The sequence below is a fragment of the Pseudomonas sp. ABa2 genome (genome assembly GCF_056676075.1).
Genome location: NZ_CM155239.1, coordinates 4,143,595 through 4,164,661 on the forward strand (window position 1 = coordinate 4,143,595; position 21,067 = coordinate 4,164,661).

Below are 21,067 nucleotides of genomic sequence, written 5' to 3' on the forward strand. Positions count from 1 at the left end.
GGCAACATCGCACCGACTGCAGGGCTTGGGTACAATCGCCGCCTGATTCGCTCAAGCACCAGGATGCCCCGATGATCGCTAGCCTGCGCCCCCTTTCCGTCCTTTGCCTGGCCGGCCTGCTCGCCGCCTGCGCCAGCTCGCCCTCCAACACCCTGGGTCAGCTGCCGCGCACCCCACAGGCCAGCATCGAGCAGATGCTCCAGCAGGCCGCCGAAAGCAAGCCGGAGCAGGCCGCCCTGCTGCGCCTGTCCGCCGCCGACCAGGCCTATCAGCAGAAGGACATCGCCCGCGCCGCGCGCATCCGCGAACAGATCGACCTGGCCGCCCTGGCGCCAGCCCAGCAGATCTTCGCCAGCACCCTGGACGCCGAACTGGCGCTGGCCCGCCAGCAGCCCAAGAGCGCCCTGCAGGCCCTGCAACATCCCAGCCTGGAGCGCCTGGCCGAGCTGCCGGTGGAGCAGCAGATCCGTACCCAACTGGTCCGCGCCCGCGCCCTGGAAGCCGACGGCCAGGCCCTGGCAGCCGCCCGCGAGCGGGTGTTCATCGCCCCGCTGCTCAGCGGCCAGGCCGCCCACGACAACCATGAAAGCATCTGGGCCCTGGTTTCCACCCTGCCGCCGCAGACCTCGGCCGGCGCCGACAGCGACCTGGCCGGCTGGCTGGAACTGGCGCGCGTGACCAAGGCCGGCGCCACCCTGGAGCAGCAGCAAGCCGCCATCGACCAATGGGTCGCGCAGAACCCGCAACACCCGGCCGCCGAACAGCTGCCCGAGGCGCTGGGCAAGCTGCGCGAGCTGGCCAGCCAGCCGCTGACCCGCATCGCCCTGCTGCTGCCCCAGGAAGGCCAACTGGCCAGCGTCGCCCGCGCCCTGCGCGACGGCTTCCTCGCCGCCCATTACGAAGCCCAGCAGGCCGGCCAGAACCCGCCGCAGATCCAACTCTACGACAGCGCCCGCATCGGCTCGCTGGACGCCTTCTACCAGCAGGCCCAGGCCGACGGCGTGCAACTGGTGGTCGGCCCGCTGGAGAAGCCGCTGGTCAAGCAGCTCAGCGAGCGCGAGCAGCTGCCGATCACCACCCTGGCGCTGAACTACAGCGACGCCGGCCAGGAAGGCCCGGCCCAGCTGTTCCAGTTCGGCCTGGCCGCCGAGGACGAGGCCCGCGAAGTGGCCCGTCGCGCCTGGGACGATGGCATGCGCCGCGCCGTGGCCCTGGTGCCGCGCGGCGACTGGGGCGACCGCGTGCTGGAAGCCTTCCGCCAGAGCTGGCAGGCCCAGGGCGGCAGCCTGATCGCCGCCGAACACGTCGACCAGCCGGTGGAACTGGCCCGGCAGATCGCCGACCTGTTCCAGCTGCGTGAAAGCGAGGCCCGCGCCCGTCGCCTGCAGAACACCCTGGGCACCAACCTCGACGCCCAGCCGGCGCGGCGCCAGGACATCGACTTCATCTTCCTCGCCGCCACCCCGCAACAGGCGCAGCAGATCAAGCCGACCCTGGCCTTCCAGTACGCCGGCGACGTACCGGTGTACGCCACCTCGCACCTGTTCACCGGCGCCCACAGCCAGGCGCAGTACCAGGACCTGGAAGGCATCCGCTTCTGCGAGACGCCCTGGCTGCTGGACGCGCAGGATCCGCTGCGCCAGCAGGTCAGCGGTCAGTGGCCGCAGGCCGCCGGCAGCCTCGGCCGGCTGTACGCCATGGGCGTCGACGCCTACCGCCTGGCGCCGCGCCTGGGCCAGCTCAAGGCCCTGCCGGAGTCGCGCATCGACGGCCTGTCCGGCAGCCTCAGCCTCAACCCGGCGCAGCGCATCGAACGCCAGTTGCCCTGGGCCGAGTTCCGCGGCGGCCAGGTCCAGCGCCTTCCCGACGCGCTCAATTGAGTGCCCACAACGAGCTCGGCCGGGCCGCCGAACAGGCAGCCCGAGAGCATCTGGAACGTAACGGCCTGCGCTTGATCGAACGGAACTGGAGCTGTCGCCGCGGCGAGCTCGATCTGGTCATGCTCGACGGCGATACAGTAGTATTCGTCGAAGTCCGCGCCCGCCGTCACAGCGCCTGGGGCGGCGCCCTGGAGAGTATCGATGCGCGCAAGCGCGGCAAGTTGATCATGGCCGCCGAGCTCTTCCTCCAGCAGCAGTCTCGCTGGGCCCGCCACCCCTGCCGCTTCGACGTGGTCGCCATCGGCGGCCCCGGCCTCGACTGGATCAAGAACGCCTTCGACGCCTGACGGCCGCACACTCAAGGTTTAACCGATGGACATGCAATCCCGAATCCGCCAGCTGTTCCAAGCCAGCATCGACACCAAGCAACAGGCCATGGAAGTCCTGGTTCCCTACATCGAGCACGCCAGCCTGGTGATGGTTCAGGCCCTGCTCAACGAGGGCAAGATTCTCTCCTGCGGCAACGGCGGCTCGGCCGGCGATGCTCAGCACTTCTCCTCCGAGCTGCTCAACCGCTTCGAGCGCGAGCGCCCCAGCCTGCCGGCCATCGCCCTGACCACCGACAGCTCGACCATCACCTCGATCGCCAACGACTACAGCTACAACGAGGTGTTCTCCAAGCAGATCCGCGCCCTCGGCCAGCCCGGCGACGTGCTGCTGGCCATCTCCACCAGCGGCAACTCGGCCAACGTGATCCAGGCCATCCAGGCGGCCCACGACCGCGAGATGACCGTGGTCGCCCTCACCGGCCGCGACGGCGGCGGCATGGCCTCGCTGCTGCTGCCCGAGGACGTGGAGATCCGCGTGCCGGCCAAAGTCACCGCACGCATCCAGGAGGTCCACCTGCTGGCCATCCACTGCCTCTGCGACCTGATCGACAGTCAACTATTCGGGAGTGAAGAATGAAGCGTTCCGCCCTGATCCTGGCCGCTCTGGCCGTTACCCTGAGCCTGGCCGGCTGCGGCAGCCGCAGCATCGGCAACAAGATCGACGACCAGTTCCTCGGCCCGGATGTCGCCACCCAGGTCAGCAAGGCCCACGCCGACCTGGCCAGCCCGACCTCGCGGATCATCGTCACCAGCTACAACGGCGTGATTCTGCTCGCCGGACAGACCCCGCGCAGCGAGCTGAAGGACGCCGCTGCCCAGGCCGCGCGCCGCGTGCAGGGGGTGAAGAAGGTCTATAACGAGCTGCAGGTGCAGCAACCGGCCTCGCTGCTGGCGCGCAGCAACGACTCGCTGCTGACCACCAAGATCAAGACCCAGATGCTCGCCGACGCCACGGTGCCGAGCACGCGGATCAAGGTGGTCACCGAAAACGGCATCGTTTACTTGCTCGGCCTGGTGACCCGCGAGGAAGCCAACGCCGCCACCCGCGTGGTGCAGGGCGTGGCCGGGGTGCAGAAGGTGGTGCGCCTGTTCGAGTACACCAACTGAGGCAGCGGCAAACCATAAGGCGGATGGCCGCCGCCCCCGCAAGCTGCAAGTAAAAACGGGCGCCCATTGGCGCCCGTTTTTATTGTCATGCAACTTTTTCTTGCCCTGGCCTGCAGCAGCCCTACTTGACCACCTTGAGGCTCGGCCGACCGCTGGGCCGCGGCGGCTCGCCGCCGGACGGGCCGTCGTCGTCCGGACCTTGCTCGTCTTCGTCGTCCGCCTGCGGTGGTTCCATGTCGAAGACCATGCCCTGGCCGTTCTCCCGCGCATAGATCGCCAGGATCGCCGCGGCCGGGATGTACAGGCTGTGAGCCACGCCGCCGAAGCGCCCCTCGAAGCTCACCGCCTGATTGTCCATATGCAGGTGTCGCACCGCGCCGGGCGATGCGTTGAGCACGATCTGCCCGTCGCTGGCGAAGCCCGGCGGCACCTGCACCCCGGGGTATTCGGCATTGACCAGCAGGTGCGGGGTGCAGTCGTTGTCGACTATCCACTCGTACAGGGCGCGCACCAGGTAGGGACGGCTGGAATTCATGGTTTTCTCCTTCTCAGCGCATTTCGCGCTCGGCGGCGGACAGACTGGCCTGGAAGGCCTCGCGGGCGAACTGCCGTTCCATGTAGTCGAGCAGCGGCTTGGCCGGTCGCGGCAACTCGATCCCCAGCCGCGGCAAACGCCAGAGAATCGGCAGCAGGCAGCAATCCACCAGGCTCAACTCGTCACTGAGAAAGAACGGCTTGTCGGCGAACAGCGGCGACACGCCGGTCAGGCTCTCGCGCAACTCCTTGCGCGCCAGCTGGCGCTCGGCCTCCTTGCTGCGCTTGTCGAGAATGCGGTCGACCAGGGCGCACCAGTCGCGCTGGATACGGTGCATCAGCAGGCGGCTGTTGGCGCGCGCCACCGGATACACCGGCAACAGCGGCGGATGCGGGTAACGCTCATCCAGATATTCCATCACCACGGACGATTCGTACAGCGCCAGGTCGCGGTCGACCAGGGTCGGCACGCTGCCGTAGGGATTGAGTTCGGCCAGCTTGGGCGGACAGCGGCCCAGCTCGACATCGACGATCTCGACGCTGACACCTTTCTCGGCGAGCACCAGACGCACGCGATGGGAATAGTGGTCGGCGGGGTCGGAGTAGCAGGTCAACCTATTGGTCACCGCCATGGCGATCCTCCTCGCGTTTTGGATTTATCAGAAGCAGGAAAAATTGCCGGGAGCAATTTTTGACGTCGCTTGCGACGGCCCCGCAGGGGTAGCCGCCAGGGATGGCAGGTCACAAAAACCTGCGCGCCCATATAGGGCGCGCAGGTCGACAGCAGGGGTAAAGCGGCTTAGTGCACGTCCTTCCAGTATTCGCGCTTGAGCAGGTAGGCGAAGACGAAGAAGAAGGCCAGGTACAGCAGCACGTAGGTGCCGATGCGCTGGGACTCCAGTTTGACCGGGTTGGCCGAGTAGGCCAGGAAGGTCACCAGGTTCTTGATCTTCTCGTCGAACTCGGCCTCGCTCAGGCTGCCGCTGTTCGGCTCGACGGTCAGCTGGTCGCAGGCTTCGTGAGTGATCGGGGTGCCGGTCAGCGGGTCGAACTGCTTCTTGCCGTTCTCCACCACCTGCACCTGCTTGCAGCCGATCACCTGGTTGCCCTGCAGACCGACCAGCACGTTGGGCATGCCGACGTTGGGGAACACCTTGTTGTTGGCGCCCAGCGGACGTGCCGGGTCGGCGTAGAAGGTGCGCAGGTAGGTGTACAGCCAGTCGTTACCGCGTACCCGGGCGACCAGGGTCAGGTCGGGCGGCGCCGCACCAAACCAGGCCTTGGCGTCGTCCGGCTTCATGCCGATCTTCATGTGGTCGCCGATCTTGGCATCGGTGAACACCAGGTTCTCCAGCATGATCTCGTGCGGAATGCCGAGGTCGTCGGCCACGCGCTCGTAACGCTGGTACTGGGCCGAGTGGCAGCCCATGCAGTAGTTGGCGAAGGTGCGCGCGCCGTCCTGCATGGCGGCCTTGTCGCGCAGGTCGATATCCACTTTGTCCAGCGGATAGTTGCTGGCTGCGCCCAGGGCCAGGGCCGGCAGCGCAGCGATCACAAATGCAGCGAAGAGCTTTTTCATCAGCCAGTCACCCTTTCCGGAACCGGTTTGGTCTTCTCCATCCTGGTGTAGAACGGCATCAGGATGAAGTACGCGAAGTACAGGAAGGTGCACACCTGCGACAGCAGGGTACGACCCGGAGTCGGCGACAGCACGCCCAGTACGCCGAGGATGACGAAGGAAATGCAGAAGATCACCAGCCAGATCTTGCTCAGCCAGCCCTTGTAGCGCATGGACTTGACCGGGCTACGGTCGAGCCACGGCAGGACGAACAGCACCGCGATGGCCGCGCCCATGGCAATGACGCCAAGCAGCTTGTCCGGCACCGCGCGGAGGATCGCGTAGTAGGGGGTGAAGTACCACACCGGGGCGATATGCTCAGGGGTCTTGAACGGGTTGGCCGCTTCGAAGTTCGGCTTCTCGAGGAAGTAACCGCCCATTTCCGGGAAGAAGAACACCACGAAGCAGAACACGAAGAGGAACACCACCACGCCGACGATATCTTTCACGGTGTAGTAAGGGTGGAAGGCGATGCCGTCCAGCGGCACACCGTTCTCGTCCTTGTTCTTCTTGATGTCGACGCCGTCCGGATTGTTCGAGCCGACTTCGTGCAGCGCCAGGATGTGCAGCACCACCAGGCCGAGAATCACGATCGGCAGGGCGATCACGTGCAGGGCGAAGAAGCGGTTCAGGGTGATGCCGGAAATCAGGTAGTCACCGCGAATCCACTGGGTCAGGTCGTCGCCGATCACCGGGATGGCGCCGAACAGCGAGATGATCACCTGGGCGCCCCAGTAGGACATCTGGCCCCAGGGCAGCAGGTAGCCCATGAAGGCCTCGGCCATCAGCATCAGGTAGATCAGCATGCCGAAGATCCACACCAGCTCGCGCGGCTTCTGGTAGGAGCCGTAGAGCAGACCGCGGAACATGTGCAGGTAGACCACCACGAAGAACGCCGAAGCGCCGGTGGAGTGCAGGTAGCGCAGAATCCAGCCGTACTCGACGTCGCGCATGATGTATTCGACGGAGGCGAAGGCGCCCTCGGCCGAAGGCTCGAAGCTCATGGTCAGCCAGATGCCGGTGACGATCTGGTTGACCAGCACCAGCAGCGCCAGGGAGCCGAAGAAGTAGAAGAAGTTGAAGTTCTTCGGTGCGTAGTACTTGGACAGATGGTCTTCCCACATCTTGGTGGCGGGGAAGCGCGCATCCACCCATTCCATGAATTTGCTCATCAGGCGTTCTCCTGGTCCACACCGATGATGATCACATCATCCGTCTCGTAGGTGTGCGGCGGCACTGGCAGGTTCAACGGCGCGGGCTGAGCCTTGTAGACGCGGCCGGCGAGGTCGTAGCGCGAACCGTGGCAGGGGCAGAAATAGCCACCGACCCAATCCGGACCGAGGTCGGCCGGGGCCACTTCCGGGCGGAAGGACGGTGCGCAGCCCAGGTGGGTGCACAGGCCGACCAGCACCAGCAGCTCGGGCTTGATCGAACGGGTCTTCTTGTCGACGTACTCCGGCTGCACCGAGGCAGCGGATTCGGGGTCGGCCATGCCGCCTTCGATCTTGGTCAGGTTGGCCAGGATCTCCTCGGTACGGCGCACGATGAACACCGGCTGACCGCGCCACTCAGCAACCATCTGCTGACCCGCCTCGATCTTGCTGACGTTCACCTTCACCGGTGCCCCGGCCGCCTTGGCCTTGGCACTGGGGAACCATGACCCCACGAACGGAGTCGCAGCACCTACCGCTCCGGCAGCACCCACCACGGAAGTGGCTGCCACCAGGAAGCGACGTCGGCCTGCATTCACGCCGTCATTGCTCATTCAGTCGTCTCCCATCAGCTTTGTGGCCTGTTGTTCAGGCCTCTACTAAGTAAAAATCGGGCCGCGCAAAAAATTCGCCAAATGGTAAAGAAAAGCCCCTTTTCTGACAAGGTAATTACCCCCGAACAGTCCGGCGAAAGCCTTGTCGCGCGCGGCTTGCGCGGCTGCGGCACGTTGTCGCAGCGTTTTGTCGCGCCCATAAAAAACGCCCAGTTCCGAAAGGAAACTGGGCGTCTTCGAAAGCGCCAGCGAATTAACGCTTGGAGTACTGCGGACGCTTACGCGCTTTGCGCAGACCGACTTTCTTACGCTCGACTTCACGGGCGTCGCGAGTGACGTAACCGGCTTTACGCAGCGGGCTGCGCAGGGTCTCGTCGTACTCGATCAGGGCGCGGGTGATGCCGTGACGGATGGCACCGGCCTGACCGCTGACACCGCCACCGATAACGGTAACGTAGATGTCGAACTTCTCGGTGGTCTCGGTCAGCTCCAGCGGCTGACGCACGACCATGCGAGCGGTCTCGCGGCCGAAGAAGGTATCCAGGCTGCGGTTGTTGATGGAGATGTTACCGGTGCCCGGACGCAGGAATACGCGCGCGGTTGCGGTCTTGCGACGGCCAGTGCCGTAGTTTTGAGTCGCCGACATAATGAACTATTCCGTTAAATCTTCAGTTCTTGGGGCTGCTGAGCGGTGTGCGGGTGGACGGCACCCTTGTACACCTTCAGCTTACGGTACATGTCGCGACCCAGCGGGTTCTTCGGCAGCATGCCTTTGACCGCGGTCTCGATCACGCGCTCAGGAGCACGAGCGATCAGCTTCTCGAAGTTGATCGACTTGATGCCGCCCGGGAAACCGGAGTGGGAGTAGTACATCTTGTCGCTGGTCTTGGCACCGGTGACACGCACCTGCTCGGCGTTGATCACGACGATGTAATCGCCAGTGTCGACGTGCGGGGTGTACTCGGGCTTGTGCTTGCCGCGCAGACGGCTGGCGATTTCGGTGGCCAGACGACCCAGGGTCTGACCTGCAGCGTCGACGACGTACCAGTCGCGCTTAACAGTTTCCGGTTTTGCAGTAAAAGTCTTCATTCGCTATAGCCTCAGGGGCCGCCCTGAAAATAAGACGGCGGATCTTACTGAATAGTGCTTGCTTTGACAAGTCAAAGACGGCCGGAAACAGACGCTATCGGGGGCTCGGGTCAGCGCGTCCGCTACGGCGGGGTGTTCGGCGGGCTAGGCATCCCCACCTTCTCTGTCAGCGAGCTAGGCGTTCCCGCGTCGAGAGCCGCGGAATTATGCCGATTGCAGCGAAAATAGCAACCTGCTTTGATGCACCCTCTCACCTGCAGTCGAAAACTAGGAGTCAGCAATGGAATACCGTCAGCTGGGCCGTACCGACCTCAGGGTCAGCGCCCTCTGCCTGGGCACCATGACCTGGGGCGAACAGAACAGCGAGGCCGAGGGCCATGCCCAGATCGAGCGCGCCAAGGCCTGCGGCATCAATTTCATGGATACCGCCGAGATGTACCCGGTGCCGCCGCGCGCCGAGACCTACAGCCGCACCGAACAGATCATCGGCAGCTACTTCAGGCAGCGGGGCGACCGCGCCGACTGGATTCTGGCGAGCAAGATCGCCGGCCCCGGCAACGGCATCGGCCATATCCGCGGCGGCCAGTTGAAATTCGACCGCGCGAATATAGTCGCGGCGCTGGACGCAAGCCTGAAACGCCTGCAGACCGACTGGATCGACCTCTACCAGCTGCACTGGCCGGAACGCCCGACCAACTTCTTCGGCCAGCTCGGCTACCAGCATCAGGAAGCGGACTTCACGCCGCTGGAAGAAACCCTGCAAGTGCTCGACGAGCAGGTCAAGGCCGGCAAGATCCGCCACATCGGCCTGTCCAACGAAACGCCCTGGGGCACCATGAAGTTCCTGCAACTGGCCGAGAGCCACGGCTGGCCGCGTGCGGTGTCGATCCAGAACCCCTACAACCTGCTCAACCGCAGCTTCGAGGTGGGCCTGGCGGAGGTGGCGATGCGCGAGCAGTGCGGCCTGCTGGCCTACTCGCCGCTGGCCTTCGGCATGCTCAGCGGCAAGTACGAGGGCGGCGCGCGGCCGGCCGGCGCGCGCATCAGCCTGTTCAGCCGCTTCACCCGCTACACCAACCCGCAGTCGGAGGCGGCCTGCTCGCGTTACGTCGCCCTGGCCCGTGCACACGGCCTGGATCCGGCGCAGATGGCCCTGGCCTTCGTCACCGCACAGCCCTTCGTCACCAGCAACATCATCGGCGCCACCAGCCTGGCGCAACTGGACAGCAACCTGGCCAGCGCCGAGCTACGACTCTCCGAGGACGTGCTGGCCGGCATCGAGGCGATCCACAAGGCGCAGCCCAACCCGGCGCCCTGATCCCGACTCAAACGAAAAAGCCCGGCAATGCCGGGCTTTTTCTTGCCATCACCGCACTCAGACCAGCGAGCGGGCGATGATTTCCTTCATGATCTCGTTGGTGCCGGCGTAGATGCGCTGCACCCGCGCGTCGGCCCAGGCGCGCGCCACCGGGTATTCCCACATGTAGCCGTAGCCGCCGTGCAGCTGCACGCACTCGTCGAGCACCTTGCACTGCAGGTCGGTGCCCCAGTACTTGAGCATCGCCGCGGTGGGCACATCCAGCTTGCCCTGCAGATGCAGCTCCAGGCAGCGGTCGACGAACACCCGGCCGACCTCGATCTCGGTGGCCATCTCGGCCAGCTTGAAGCGGGTGTTCTGGAAGTCCGCCACCGCCTTGCCGAACGCCTTGCGCTCGCGGGTGTAGTCCAGCGTCCACTGCAGCGCCGCCTCGGCCGAGGCCAGGGCGCCGACGCCGACGGTCAGGCGCTCCTGCGGCAGCTCCTGCATCAGGTAGGCGAAGCCCATGCCGGCCTGCCCCAGCAGGTTTTCCTTGGGGACGCGCACGTCCTGGAAGAACAGCTCGGAGGTGTCCTGCGCCTTCATGCCCACCTTCTCCAGGCGCTTGCCCTTGGCGAAGCCCGGCGTACCCGCCTCCACCAGGAACAGACTGGTGCCCTTGGCCCCGGCCTTGGGATCGGTCTTGGCCACCACGATGACCAGGTCGGCCAGCCAGCCGTTGGTGATAAAGGTCTTCGAGCCGTTGATCACGTACTCGTCGCCGTCCAGCACCGCGGTGGTCTTCACCCCCTGCAGGTCGGAGCCGGCGCCCGGCTCGGTCATGGCGATGGCGGTGACCAGTTCGCCGCTGACCAGCTTGGGCAGGTAATGCTGCTTCTGCACCTCGCTGCCGTAATGCAGGATGTAGGGCGCGACTATGTCCGAATGCAGGGAGAAGCCGATGCCGGTCAGGCCCAGGCGGCCGATCTCCTCGATCACCACGGCGCTGTAGAGGAAGTCTGCGGCCATGCCGCCGTATTCCTCGGGGATGTGCGAGCAGAGCATGCCGGCCTCGCCGGCCTTGTTCCACAGGGCGCGGTCGACATGACCGTCCTTTTCCCACTGTGCATGAAAAGGCACCGCTTCCTGCTCGAGGAACTTGCGCACGCTGTCGCGGAACAGTTCATGGTCGGAGCTGAAAATCGTTCTGGGGATCATGGCGCTACCTGTGTCTGAGACCTTGGGGACAGTGGCCTCGACTTTAGCCAAGCAAACGCTTGGTCACACTGGACACAAGCGCCAAAAAATAAGACGATCCAGCCGTCGCATGACCGCTTAGCCCTAAAAAGAACAATATCTATGCCTACCCAATCCAATGCCCCGCTGCGCCGCGTCAGCATCCTCGCCACCGACGGCGTATTCGCCTCCACCCTGATGCAGGCCAAGGACTTCTTCCATATGGCCGGCATCCGTTACGCCAAGCAGCAGGGCCTGGGCCATGAGCCACCGTTCGAGATCCACCTGGCCAGCCCGGACGGCCTGCCGGTGAATAGCTTCAGCAAGGTGCAGGTGCCGGTGGACGGTGGCCTGGAGGCCTGCGACGTGATCATCCTGCCGGCCTTCTGGGACGACTTCGACGCCCTCAGCCGCCGCTATCCGCAGGTGCTGGACTGGCTCAAACGCCAGCACGCGGCCGGCACGGCGATCTGCGGCGAAGCCAGCGGGGTGTTCTGGATGGCCGAGGCCGGCCTGCTCGACGGCAAGGAGGCGACCACCTACTGGCGTTTCTTCCGCGAGTTCGCCGAGCGCTTCCCCAGGGTGCTGCTCAACCAGGACAAGCACCTGTCCGATGCCGACAACCTGTACTGCGCCGGCGGCGTCACCTCGGCCTGCGACCTCTATATCTACCTGATCGAGCGTTATTGCGGCGCCGGCGTGGCCCAGGGCGTGGCACGCGACATTCTCTACGAGGTACAGCGCAGCTACACCCCGGGGCGCATCGGCTTCGGCGGCCAGAAGCTGCACCAGGACGTCACCGTGCTGCAGATCCAGCACTGGCTGGAGGAGCACTATGCCGACAAGTTCCGTTTCGAGGACGTGGCCCGCGAGCACGGCATGAGCATCCGCAACTTCATGCGCCGGTTCCAAGGTGCGACGGGCGACAAGCCGCTGCACTACCTGCAGCGCCTGCGCATCGAAACCGCCAAGAGCCTGCTGTCCTCAACCCGCAAGAGCATCAAGACCATCAGCTACGAGGTCGGTTACGACGACGCCAGCTTCTTCGCCCGACTGTTCCGCCAGCACACCGAGCTGTCGCCGAATCAGTACCGCCGCCAGTTCCAGCACAAGGACAGCCACTGAACAGCCACCCACCCTTGGTTAGGTTGGCCGCAGGTGACGCCGGCCTATGATCGGGACACTGATAACAACAACAGGTCCATCGCCATGCGCCGCACCCTTATCGCCCTGCTTGCCGCCTGCAGCCTCACCGCCGTGGCGGACGACAACTGGAAGCCCTTCCCGCTCGACCAGAGCGCCTACGACTACAGCGGCGACAAGCTGCGCCAGGCCTGGCCGCAGCTGACCCGCGGCTTCGGCGACTACCCCTTCCCCGACGCCGACTGGGTGGTGAGCATGGCCAGCCGCCATCCGCAGGCGCTGGAGAGGACCGTGGCGGCTGGCACCGGCTTCACCGGCAAGCCGGAAGAGGCCGAGGTCTATGCGCAGAAACTGCAGGAGGTCTGGCGCCTGATGTTCCGCGGCGACTTCGCCCAGGCCAAGGAGCAGGGCCTGGCCCTGGGCGTCGGCGGGCAGATCCCGGCGCTGTTCGCCCAGGTGATCTACGCCATGTTCCTGGTGCCGGAGCAGGCCGAGAAGCATCGCCTGCTGGAAGAAGTGATCGCCTACACCGACGAGGCCGGCGAACTGGTGCAGGCCGACACCGTCGCCCAGTTCGGCCGGGTCTACGCCAAGGCGCGCCTGGGCGAGGAGCTGTCGGTGCCGGTGGTGCTCAAGCGCGGTTACACCTCGCAGATCCCCGACGAGCTCGAGGCGCTGCTGGCCAAGCAGCCGCAGCAGCCCTTCGCCCTGGCGCTGTACGGCGGCTACGAGGCCGGGGTGATCCGCAAGGTGGGCAAGCTGGTGGGCAAGATGACCTACGGGGTCAGCGCGGACAATATGGAGAAATACTTCAGCCGCAGCTTCCAGGCCCGCGACGACCTGCCGATCGGCCATTACGAATACGCCAACGCGCTGACCTACGTGTACGGCGACGACCAGCACGACAAGGTCGTCGAGCACCTCGAGCGCGCCGTGGCGATCACGCCGATCAACGCCATGGAGGCGCTGGAAGTGGCCAACGCGCAGAAGATGCTCGCCCAGTACCAGCAGAAGCTGGCGAAGCACTGAGCCGCCGGCAGCGCCCCCCATCCGGATCGCCGCGCGCACCAACCAATATGAAAAAGGCGACCTTGCGGTCGCCTTTTTCATGCTGCGCAAGCCATCAGGGCTTGTGCGGCCGCGACAGGAATTCGTGCGACTGCATCTCCAGCAGACGGCTGAGGGTGCGCTGGAACTCGAAGGTCAGGCGGCCGCCGGTGTACAGGTCCTTCAGCTCCACCTCGGCGGAGATGATCAGCTTGACGTTGCGGTCGTAGAACTCGTCCACCAGGTTGATGAAGCGCCGCGCCATGTCGTCCTTGGCGGTGCTCATCTGCTCGACATTGGCCAGGATCACCGCGTGGAAGATCTTGCCCAGTTCGATGTAGTCGTTCTGGCTGCGCGGGCCGTCGCACAGCTCGCGGAACTCGAACCAGGCCACGTCGTCGCCGACCTTGCGCGCGACTATCGGGCGGTTCTCGATCATCAGCGCCTCGTGCTCCTGCACCGAGCAATGCTCCGGTAGCAGGCTCCTGAAGCTCTTGTCCAGGCTGACCTCGGCCTCGGCGTCCAGCGGGAAGTGGAACAGCTCGGCCTGCTCCAGCGCGCGCAGGCGGTAGTCGACGCCGCTGTCGACGTTGACGATGTCGGTGTGCTGCTTGAGCAGGGCGATGGCCGGCAGGAAGCGCGCGCGCTGCAGGCCGTCCTTGTACAGGCCGTCCGGCACGATGTTGGAGGTGGCCACCAGCGACACGCCGTTCTTGAACAGCTCCTCCAGCAGGGTGGCGAGGATCATCGCATCGGTGATATCGCTGACGAAGAACTCGTCGAAGCAGATCACCCGCGCCTCGTCGGCGAAGCGCCGGCCGATGATGGTCAGCGGGTTCTTCTCGCCCTTGAGGGTGCGCATCTCCTCATGCACGCGCTTCATGAAGCGGTGGAAGTGGGTGCGCATCTTCCGCTCGAACGGCAGCGCGTCGAAGAAGGTATCGACCAGGTAGGTCTTGCCGCGCCCGACGCCACCCCAGAAATAGATGCCCTTGACCGGCCCCTGCGGCTTCTTGCCGAACAGTTTGCCGAGCAGACCGCCCTTGCCCTGGTCGGCGGCCACCAGCTCGTCGTACAGCCGCTGCAGGTGGCGCACGGCGTTTTCCTGGGCCGCATCATGGAAGAAGTCGGGCCGCTGGAGGTCGGCCTGATAGCGCTCGAAAGGAGTCATGATTCGTTAGCCGGGCAAGTAAAAACGGGGGCGTCACTTTAGCGACGCCCCCGTGGATTGGCAATCGCAGGTTGGGCTGAGCGCAGCGCAGCCCAACGACCGGCAACGGCATGCCATGAGCCGTTGGGCTTCGTCGCTAAGCGCCTCAACCCAACCTACGGCGTGGGGCCGTCGCCCGGCTCCATCCGGGCGACATCATTCCTGCGTCGCCAACGCCTCGCGCAGACGGGCGATGGCGGCGTCCAGCGCGACGGCATCGGCGAACGCGGGGCTGGTCGCCACGCATTCGTCATCCAGCCAGACGCCGAAGCCCTGCCCTTCGGCGCGCACATCCAGTGGTTCGCCGGACTGCAGGCGCTTATTGACCATGCCGGCCGACTTGCCATCGGCGAAGGCTTTCGACAGCAACAGCTGTTCGCCAGCGGCGTCCAGCAGGCGGAAGCGGAAGCTGCCGTCGTCGTCGCGGAAGCTGACGAAGCGCGCGCTCTTGGCCGCCTTCTTCTTCTCGCCGGAGGCGGTTTGCACCTGCTCGCGGAACGAACGCAGGCCCACCGCCTCGCGCAGCTCGCCGAGGAAGGGCGTGGCAATCCGGCGCGCCTTGGCGGCGCCGGCCAGGAGGATGTCCTCCAGATCGGCGGGCCTGGCGATCAGCGCGTTGTAGCGCTCGCGCGCCTCGCCCAGCTCGTTTTCCAGCAGCTGGTACAGGCGATTCTTCGCCTCGCCCCAGGCCAGGCCGCCTTCCAGCTCGGCGCGGAACTCGGCCTGCTGCGCCGGGGTGGCGAAGGCCTGGTACAGGGTGAACAGGTGCGAGCCGTCGGCGTCCTTGGGTTCGCCCGGCAGGCGCGAGTCGGTGACGATGCGGGCGATGGCGTCCTTGAGCTGCTTGGCGCTACCGAACAGCGGGATGGTGTTGTCGTAGCTCTTGCTCATCTTGCGGCCGTCGAGGCCGGGCAGGGTCGCCACCTCCTCCTCGATCACCGCCTCGGGCAGGGTGAACAGCTCGCGACCGGTGCCGAACAGGTGGTTGAAGCGCTGGCCGATGTCGCGGGCCATCTCCACGTGTTGGATCTGGTCACGGCCGACCGGCACCTTGTGCGCGTTGAACATCAGGATGTCCGCCGCCATCAGCACCGGGTAGCTGAACAGGCCCATGGTGATGCCGGCGTCCGGGTCTTCGCCGGCCTCGACGTTCTTGTCCACCGACGCCTTGTAGGCGTGGGCGCGATTGAGCAGGCCCTTGCCGGCGACGCAGGTGAGCAGCCAGCACAGCTCGGGAATCTCGGGAATGTCGGACTGGCGGTAGAAGGTCGCCTTGTTCACGTCCAGGCCCAGCGCCAGCCAGGTGGCGGCGATCTCCAGACGCGAGCGCTGGATGCGCGCCGGGTCGTCGCACTTGATCAGCGCATGGTAGTCGGCGAGGAAGTAGAAGGAATCGGCATCCGCGGCGCGGCTGGCGACTATGGCCGGGCGGATGGCGCCGGCGTAGTTGCCCAGGTGCGGGGTGCCGGTGGTGGTGATGCCGGTGAGGATACGGGTGGTCATGGCGTTCGCTTGTCGTACAGCTGGTTCAGAGACGCGGCAACAGCAGATCCTTCAGATCGGTCAGCTTGCCGTGAAAGAAGTGGCCGCATTCTGCCACTTTCAGCAGCTCATGGGCACGCCCAAGGTTCGCCGACCAGTCGTACACCGCCTGCGGCTCGACCACTTCGTCGGCGTCCGGCTGGATCAGCACCAGCGGGCAAGTGGCCGCCGGCGGATTGTCGGCGGTCAGCCGGTGCACCGCCGGCGCCACCATAAACAGCTTGTCCAGCGCCACGCCCTGGCGCTCCAGACGCGCGCCCAGCGCGGCGGCGACGAAACCGCCGAAGGAGAACCCGAGCAGGGTGAGCGGCAGATCCGGGTACCCTTCGCGCAGCCAGGCGGCCACCGCTTCGGCGTCGTCCACCTCGCCGCTGCCCATGTCATGGCTGCCGGCACTGGCGCCGACGCCGCGATAATTGAAGCGCAGGGTATGCAGGCCGCAGTCGCGGGCGCTGCGTTGCAGGGTGGAAACCACCTTGTTGAGCATGGTGCCGCCCTGCACCGGATTGGGGTGGCAGATCAGCGCCACGCCGCGGGCGTCGGGCACTTCGAGAAAAAGGGCTTCGAGCTGGCCGACGGGGCCAGGGATAAAAACGGCGGTTTCGCGGTTGAGCAACAGAGAACTCCGTGACCCCGGATCGGGTCGACTCGTCTAGCAAACTGTCTGCGCGGCACGGCATAGCCGTATACAGCGCAGGTTCGAGCCGCTAACGTAAAGCAAAGCCGTTTTGAGAGGAAGGACTCGTGGAACAGACCCTTACAGCCTGGTTGATACCCGCCCTGACCCTGGTGGTCGGCATTGCCGTCGGCTTTCTGATCGCTCGCCTGGCGCCCAGCGCCGCACCGAGCCGCACGCAGCGGCAAATGGAAGAAATGCAGGCACGCTTCGAGGCCTACCAGAACGAAGTGGTGACCCACTTCAACACCACCGCCAGCCTGGTGAAGAAACTCACCCAGAGCTACCAGGACGTGCAGGAGCACCTGTCCGACGGCGCCAATCGTCTGGCCCTGGACGAACTGACCCGCCAGCGTCTGCTGGCCGCCCTCAGCAGCAGCGAAGGCGGCGAGAAGCGTGAGCGCCTGACCCCGCCGAAGAACTACGAAATGCCCAAGGACTACGCACCGAAAAGCGACGGTCCCGGCATGCTGGACGAGAGCTACGGGTTGAAGAAGTAACCCCTCGGCCAAGACAGGGAGCCCCGCTATTGCGGGGCTTTTTATTGGCCTTGTAGCCCGGATGCAATCCGGGAAGGCTCGACACGGGCACCGTGGATGGCCGCCAAAGCGCAGGTTTATCCGCGAAATTCACCGCGCAACCGCGAATAGATTCGCACCTGCGGAGGCCGGCTCTGCGCATCGACAGGCCAGGTGGACCTCGCCCGTTACGCCCCAATAAAGCGCAACCAACAAAAAGCCCCGCTGGCGAGCGGGGCTTTTTGCATTGCGCGCAGGCTGTTAGATGGCGCCGCGACTACGCAGCAGCTGCAGCACCTGCTTGACGCCCTCTTCCACCGACACGGTCTGGGTGTCGATCACCAGATCGGCGTCCAGCGGCACGTCGTAGGCGAAGGACTCGCCGGGGATGTTGTCGCCGGCGGCGGCATACAGGCCCTGCGGGTCGCGTTCGCGGCAGACCTGCGGCGAGGCCTGCACGTAGATGGTGAGCAGGCGCTCGCCGCCGATCAGCGCCTTGGCCTGCTCGCGGCCCTCGGCATCCGGGGCGACGAAGGCGGCCAGGGTCAGCAGACCGGCCTCGTTGAACTGGCGCGCCACATGGGCGGCGCGACGCCAGTTCTCGGTACGCCCGGCGCGATCCTGCGGCAGGCCCTTGTTCAGGTCGTGGCGCAGGTTCTGGCCATCGAGCACGTAGACGGCGCGGCCCATGTCGAACAGCTTGCGCTCCACGGCGTAGGCCAGGGTGCTCTTGCCGGCGCCGGACAGGCCGCTGAACAGCACGGTGGCCGGCTGCTGGCCGAAGCGCGCGGCGCGCTCCTCGGTCGACACATGGGCCAGGCGGCCGTGCTGGCCGCCGCCATGGCCGACCGGATCGGCAATGATCATGCCCGCGCCGACGGTGCCGTTGGTCAGGCGGTCGATGACGATAAAGGCGCCGGTGGTGCGGTTGTGCTCGTAGCCGTCGAGGGCAATGGGCGCATCCAGGGCGACCTTGACCCGGCCGATCTCGTTGAGCTTCAGTTCGCTGGCCGCGCCCTGCTCCAGGGTGTTGACGTCGACGCGGTGCACGATGCTCGGGATCGAGCCCGGCACGTAGCTGGTGGCGCGCTTGATGTCGTACTTCTTGCCCGGCAGCATCGGCTCTTCGCCCATCCACACCAGCATGGCCTCGAAGCTGTCGGTGACCTGCGGACGGTTGTCGGCGTGCACCAGCATGTCGCCGCGCGACACGTCGATCTCGTCTTCCAGGGTCAGGGTGATGGCCTGGCCGGGGCCGGCGTGCTCCAGCTCGCCCTCGAAGGTGACGATGGACTTGACCTTGCTGGTCTTGCCCGACGGCAGCGCCATCACTTCGTCGCCCTTGCGCACGATGCCGCTGGCCAAGGTGCCGGCGAAGCCGCGGAAGTTGAGGTTGGGGCGGTTGACGTACTGCACCGGGAAGCGCAGGTCGTCGAAATTGCGGTCGCCCGCCACTTCCACGGTCTCGAGGATTTCCATCAGCGACTGGCCGTCGTACCAGGGCGAGCGCTCGGACTTGTTGACCACGTTGTCGCCCTTGAGCGCCGACATGGGGACGAAATGCAGGGTACTGGGCTTGAGGCTGATCTTGTCGGCGAAGGCCAGGTAGTCGGCCTTGATCGACTCGAACACGCTCTGGTCGAAGTCCTTGAGGTCCATCTTGTTGACCGCGACGACGATGTGCTTGATGCCCAGCAAGGAGGCGATGAAGCTGTGGCGCTTGGTCTGGGTCTGCACGCCGTAGCGGGCATCGATCAGGATGATCGCCAGGTCGCAGGTGGACGCACCGGTGGCCATGTTGCGGGTGTACTGCTCATGGCCGGGGGTGTCGGCGATGATGAACTTGCGCTTGGCCGTACTGAAATAGCGGTAGGCCACGTCGATGGTGATGCCCTGCTCGCGCTCGGCCTGCAGGCCATCGACCAGCAGCGCCAGGTCGATGTCATCGCCGGTGGTGCCGACCTTCTTCGAGTCGCGGCTGATGGCTTCCAGATGGTCTTCGTAGATCATCTTGGAGTCGTGCAGCAGGCGCCCGATCAGGGTGCTCTTGCCGTCGTCGACGTTGCCGCAGGTGAGAAAGCGCAGCAGTTCCTTGCGTTCGTGCTGGGCCAGGTAGGCGAGGATGTCCTCGCTGATCAAATCGGATTGATGACTCATGGTGCGGAATCCTTAGAAGTAGCCCTGGCGTTTTTTCTCTTCCATCGAGCCGGCGGCGTCGTGGTCGATCACCCGGCCCTGGCGTTCGGAAGTACGAGTCAGGAGCATTTCCTGGATGATGTCCGGCAGGGTCGCCGCGGTGGACTCCACCGCGCCGGTCAGCGGGTAGCAGCCCAGGGTGCGGAAACGCACCATCTTCTTGGTGATGCGCGCCTTCTCTTCGTCCGACAGGTGCTCGAGGATGCGCTCGTCGTCGATCATGATCAGGGTGCCGTTCCTCTCGATCACTTCGCGCTCGGCGGCGAAGTACAGCGGCACGATCGGGATCTGCTCCAGGTAGATGTACTGCCAGATGTCCAACTCGGTCCAGTTCGATAGCGGGAACACACGGATCGACTCGCCCTTCTTGACCTTGCCGTTGTACACGTTCCACAGCTCGGGACGCTGGTTCTTCGGGTCCCAGCGGTGCTTGCTGTCGCGGAAGGAATACACGCGCTCCTTGGCGCGGGATTTTTCCTCGTCGCGACGCGCGCCACCGAAGGCGGCGTCGAAGCCGTACTTGTCCAGTGCCTGCTTGAGACCCTCGGTCTTCATCACGTCGGTGTGCTTGGCACTGCCGTAGGTGAAGGGGTTCATGTCCTGCGCCACGCCATCGGGGTTGATGTGGGTGATCAGGTCCAGGCCCATCTCGCTGACCATCTTGTCGCGGAAGCGGTACATCTCCTGGAATTTCCAGCGGGTGTCGACGTGCATCACCGGGAACGGCAGCTTGCCGGGAAAGAACGCCTTGCGCGCCAGGTGCAGCATCACGGCAGAGTCTTTACCGATGGAATAGAGCATTACCGGGTTGTCGAATTCGGCGGCCACTTCACGAATGATGTGGATACTTTCCGCCTCCAGCTGCTTCAGGTGGGTCAGTTTATCGAGCATGGCTACTCACGGTTTGCTGTGTAATTGGGCCGGCGGGCCGTGGACGAGGGCGCACTCTAGCACAGCGCCAACTTCTAATCAGGACGCTACTTAGATCGAAAAGGTCTAGTTTTATACCCGCAAGAAAGCGCCCTCAGATCGGATTCGGGCAGTCGATAAACAGGTGTTCGAGGGCGAAGCGCCGCGCCAGGTAGTCGCCCAACGCCTGCACGCCGTAGCGCTCGGTGGCGTGGTGGCCGGCGGCGATGAAGGCGATGCCGTTCTCCCGCGCGCTGTGGAAGGTCTGCTCGGAGGCTTCGCCGGTCAGGTACAGGTCGGCGCCGGCGGCGATGGCCTGGTCGATGTAGCCCTGACCGCCGCCTGTACACCAGCCAACCCGGCGGATCAGTCCCTCGCCCTCCACCAGCAGCGGCTCGCGGCCGAGCGCCTGTTGCACCTGGCGAGCGAAATCGGCGGCGCTCATCGGCTCCTCCAGCGACCCCACCAGGCCAACGGTGCGCGGGTTGTCCGGCTCCAGCGGGCCTTCGACGACGATGCCGAGCTGGCGCGCCAGTTGCACGTTGTTGCCCACCTCGGGGTGCAGATCCAGCGGCAGGTGATAGGCCAGCAGGCTGATGTCGGCAGCCAGCAGTGCCTTCAGCCGGCGCTGCTTCATACCGGTGACGCAAGGGTTCTCGCCCTTCCAGAAGTAGCCGTGGTGCACCAGCAGCACGTCGGCCTCGGCGTCGATGGCCGCCTCGATCAGCGCCTGGCTGGCGGTGACGCCGCTGACGATGCGCCGCACCTGCGGCCGCCCCTCGACCTGCAGGCCGTTGGGGCAGTAATCGGCGATGCGCGCGGCGCCCAGATAGGCATCGGCTTCGGCGACCAAGGTAGACAAGGCAATGGCCATGGGGTTTCCTCACAAGCTGTTGCGGGCCGCTGCCTTA

At 65.3% G+C, this 21,067-nt stretch carries 22 protein-coding genes; 8 read left to right on the top strand and 14 right to left on the bottom strand.

What is annotated here, in order from left to right:
* Positions 1-71: 71 nt before the first annotated feature.
* The 4 genes from AC1G9C_RS20235 to AC1G9C_RS20250 are packed head-to-tail and all read left to right on the top strand — an operon-like array spanning position 72 to position 3,376.
* Positions 72-1,880 (top strand): penicillin-binding protein activator, encoded by a 1,809-nt coding sequence (locus AC1G9C_RS20235; RefSeq protein WP_021442285.1) that lies wholly within the window; start codon positions 72-74, stop codon positions 1,878-1,880.
* Positions 1,877-2,227 carry a YraN family protein gene (locus AC1G9C_RS20240; protein WP_021442286.1) on the top strand — a complete coding sequence of 117 codons (351 nt, stop codon included), beginning with the start codon at positions 1,877-1,879 and terminating at the stop codon, positions 2,225-2,227. The genes AC1G9C_RS20235 and AC1G9C_RS20240 overlap by 4 nt, the downstream gene beginning before the upstream one ends.
* Positions 2,228-2,252: 25 nt before the next feature.
* Positions 2,253-2,846, top strand: coding sequence for a phosphoheptose isomerase (locus tag AC1G9C_RS20245; RefSeq protein WP_021442287.1), 594 nt, complete (start codon positions 2,253-2,255; stop codon positions 2,844-2,846).
* A complete protein-coding gene (locus AC1G9C_RS20250; protein ID WP_021442288.1) occupies positions 2,843-3,376 on the top strand; it encodes a BON domain-containing protein in 534 nt (177 codons plus the stop codon). The genes AC1G9C_RS20245 and AC1G9C_RS20250 overlap by 4 nt, the downstream gene beginning before the upstream one ends.
* A gap of 121 nt (positions 3,377-3,497) precedes the next feature.
* Here the strand turns inward: AC1G9C_RS20250 and AC1G9C_RS20255 are convergent, their stop codons facing one another.
* From AC1G9C_RS20255 to rplM, 7 genes are all read right to left on the bottom strand, one after another.
* Positions 3,498-3,911 (bottom strand): ClpXP protease specificity-enhancing factor, encoded by a 414-nt coding sequence (locus AC1G9C_RS20255; RefSeq protein WP_397496085.1) that lies wholly within the window; start codon positions 3,909-3,911, stop codon positions 3,498-3,500.
* Positions 3,912-3,924: 13 nt separating this feature from the next.
* Positions 3,925-4,542: a glutathione S-transferase N-terminal domain-containing protein gene (locus AC1G9C_RS20260; protein WP_021442290.1), complete on the bottom strand. Its 618-nt coding sequence runs from the start codon at positions 4,540-4,542 to the stop codon at positions 3,925-3,927.
* 167 nt (positions 4,543-4,709) lie between these two features.
* On the bottom strand, positions 4,710-5,489 hold the full coding sequence (locus AC1G9C_RS20265; protein WP_021442291.1) for a cytochrome c1: 780 nt from the start codon (positions 5,487-5,489) through the stop codon (positions 4,710-4,712).
* On the bottom strand, positions 5,489-6,700 hold the full coding sequence (locus tag AC1G9C_RS20270; protein ID WP_021442292.1) for a cytochrome b: 1,212 nt from the start codon (positions 6,698-6,700) through the stop codon (positions 5,489-5,491). The genes AC1G9C_RS20265 and AC1G9C_RS20270 overlap by 1 nt, the downstream gene beginning before the upstream one ends.
* Positions 6,700-7,293: a ubiquinol-cytochrome c reductase iron-sulfur subunit gene (gene petA / locus AC1G9C_RS20275; protein ID WP_031302693.1), complete on the bottom strand. Its 594-nt coding sequence runs from the start codon at positions 7,291-7,293 to the stop codon at positions 6,700-6,702. Before petA ends, AC1G9C_RS20270 begins: the two co-directional genes overlap by 1 nt.
* Positions 7,294-7,546: 253 nt before the next feature.
* Entirely contained in the window at positions 7,547-7,939 is a 393-nt protein-coding gene (gene rpsI, locus AC1G9C_RS20280) for a 30S ribosomal protein S9 (protein ID WP_003242948.1), read from the bottom strand.
* Between the two features lie 14 nt (positions 7,940-7,953).
* Positions 7,954-8,382 (bottom strand): 50S ribosomal protein L13, encoded by a 429-nt coding sequence (rplM, locus tag AC1G9C_RS20285; RefSeq protein WP_021442294.1) that lies wholly within the window; start codon positions 8,380-8,382, stop codon positions 7,954-7,956.
* A 280-nt stretch (positions 8,383-8,662) separates the two neighbouring features.
* Between rplM and AC1G9C_RS20290 the strand changes: the two genes are divergently transcribed.
* Positions 8,663-9,700 (top strand): NADP(H)-dependent aldo-keto reductase, encoded by a 1,038-nt coding sequence (locus tag AC1G9C_RS20290; RefSeq protein WP_480408617.1) that lies wholly within the window; start codon positions 8,663-8,665, stop codon positions 9,698-9,700.
* 57 nt (positions 9,701-9,757) lie between these two features.
* Here AC1G9C_RS20290 and AC1G9C_RS20295 read toward each other — a convergent pair whose 3' ends face one another.
* Complete coding sequence (locus AC1G9C_RS20295) at positions 9,758-10,897, bottom strand: acyl-CoA dehydrogenase family protein (protein WP_480408618.1); 1,140 nt, start codon at positions 10,895-10,897, stop codon at positions 9,758-9,760.
* A 240-nt stretch (positions 10,898-11,137) separates the two neighbouring features.
* Here AC1G9C_RS20295 and AC1G9C_RS20300 point away from each other — a divergent pair, with 240 nt between their 5' ends.
* Together AC1G9C_RS20300 and AC1G9C_RS20305 are read left to right on the top strand one after the other, a co-directional pair.
* Positions 11,138-12,040 (top strand): GlxA family transcriptional regulator, encoded by a 903-nt coding sequence (locus AC1G9C_RS20300; protein ID WP_480410425.1) that lies wholly within the window; start codon positions 11,138-11,140, stop codon positions 12,038-12,040.
* 84 nt (positions 12,041-12,124) lie between these two features.
* Positions 12,125-13,087, top strand: a complete 963-nt coding sequence (locus AC1G9C_RS20305) for a hypothetical protein (protein WP_480408619.1) — start codon at positions 12,125-12,127, stop codon at positions 13,085-13,087.
* 94 nt (positions 13,088-13,181) lie between these two features.
* Here AC1G9C_RS20305 and zapE read toward each other — a convergent pair whose 3' ends face one another.
* The 3 genes from zapE to AC1G9C_RS20320 all read right to left on the bottom strand — a co-directional run bounded on the left by zapE (position 13,182) and on the right by AC1G9C_RS20320 (position 16,473).
* A complete protein-coding gene (zapE, locus tag AC1G9C_RS20310) occupies positions 13,182-14,276 on the bottom strand; it encodes a cell division protein ZapE (RefSeq protein ID WP_021442299.1) in 1,095 nt (364 codons plus the stop codon).
* Between the two features lie 195 nt (positions 14,277-14,471).
* A complete protein-coding gene (locus tag AC1G9C_RS20315; RefSeq protein ID WP_480408620.1) occupies positions 14,472-15,818 on the bottom strand; it encodes a tryptophan--tRNA ligase in 1,347 nt (448 codons plus the stop codon).
* Positions 15,819-15,843: 25 nt separating this feature from the next.
* Positions 15,844-16,473, bottom strand: coding sequence for an alpha/beta hydrolase (locus AC1G9C_RS20320; protein ID WP_021442301.1), 630 nt, complete (start codon positions 16,471-16,473; stop codon positions 15,844-15,846).
* A 128-nt stretch (positions 16,474-16,601) separates the two neighbouring features.
* Between AC1G9C_RS20320 and AC1G9C_RS20325 the strand changes: the two genes are divergently transcribed.
* On the top strand, positions 16,602-17,033 hold the full coding sequence (locus tag AC1G9C_RS20325) for a Z-ring associated ZapG family protein (protein WP_031302694.1): 432 nt from the start codon (positions 16,602-16,604) through the stop codon (positions 17,031-17,033).
* Positions 17,034-17,312: 279 nt separating this feature from the next.
* On the opposite strand, the gene cysN is transcribed toward AC1G9C_RS20325, so the two are convergent.
* The 3 genes from cysN to AC1G9C_RS20340 form a co-directional block, all read right to left on the bottom strand.
* The gene (cysN, locus tag AC1G9C_RS20330) at positions 17,313-19,208 is read right to left on the bottom strand and encodes a sulfate adenylyltransferase subunit CysN (RefSeq protein WP_480408621.1); all 1,896 of its coding nucleotides are present in this window, start codon (positions 19,206-19,208) and stop codon (positions 17,313-17,315) included.
* Positions 19,209-19,220: 12 nt separating this feature from the next.
* On the bottom strand, positions 19,221-20,138 hold the full coding sequence (gene cysD / locus AC1G9C_RS20335; RefSeq protein ID WP_021442304.1) for a sulfate adenylyltransferase subunit CysD: 918 nt from the start codon (positions 20,136-20,138) through the stop codon (positions 19,221-19,223).
* A 133-nt stretch (positions 20,139-20,271) separates the two neighbouring features.
* Positions 20,272-21,030, bottom strand: coding sequence for a Nif3-like dinuclear metal center hexameric protein (locus tag AC1G9C_RS20340; RefSeq protein WP_021442305.1), 759 nt, complete (start codon positions 21,028-21,030; stop codon positions 20,272-20,274).
* Between the last annotated feature and the right edge of the window lie 37 nt (positions 21,031-21,067).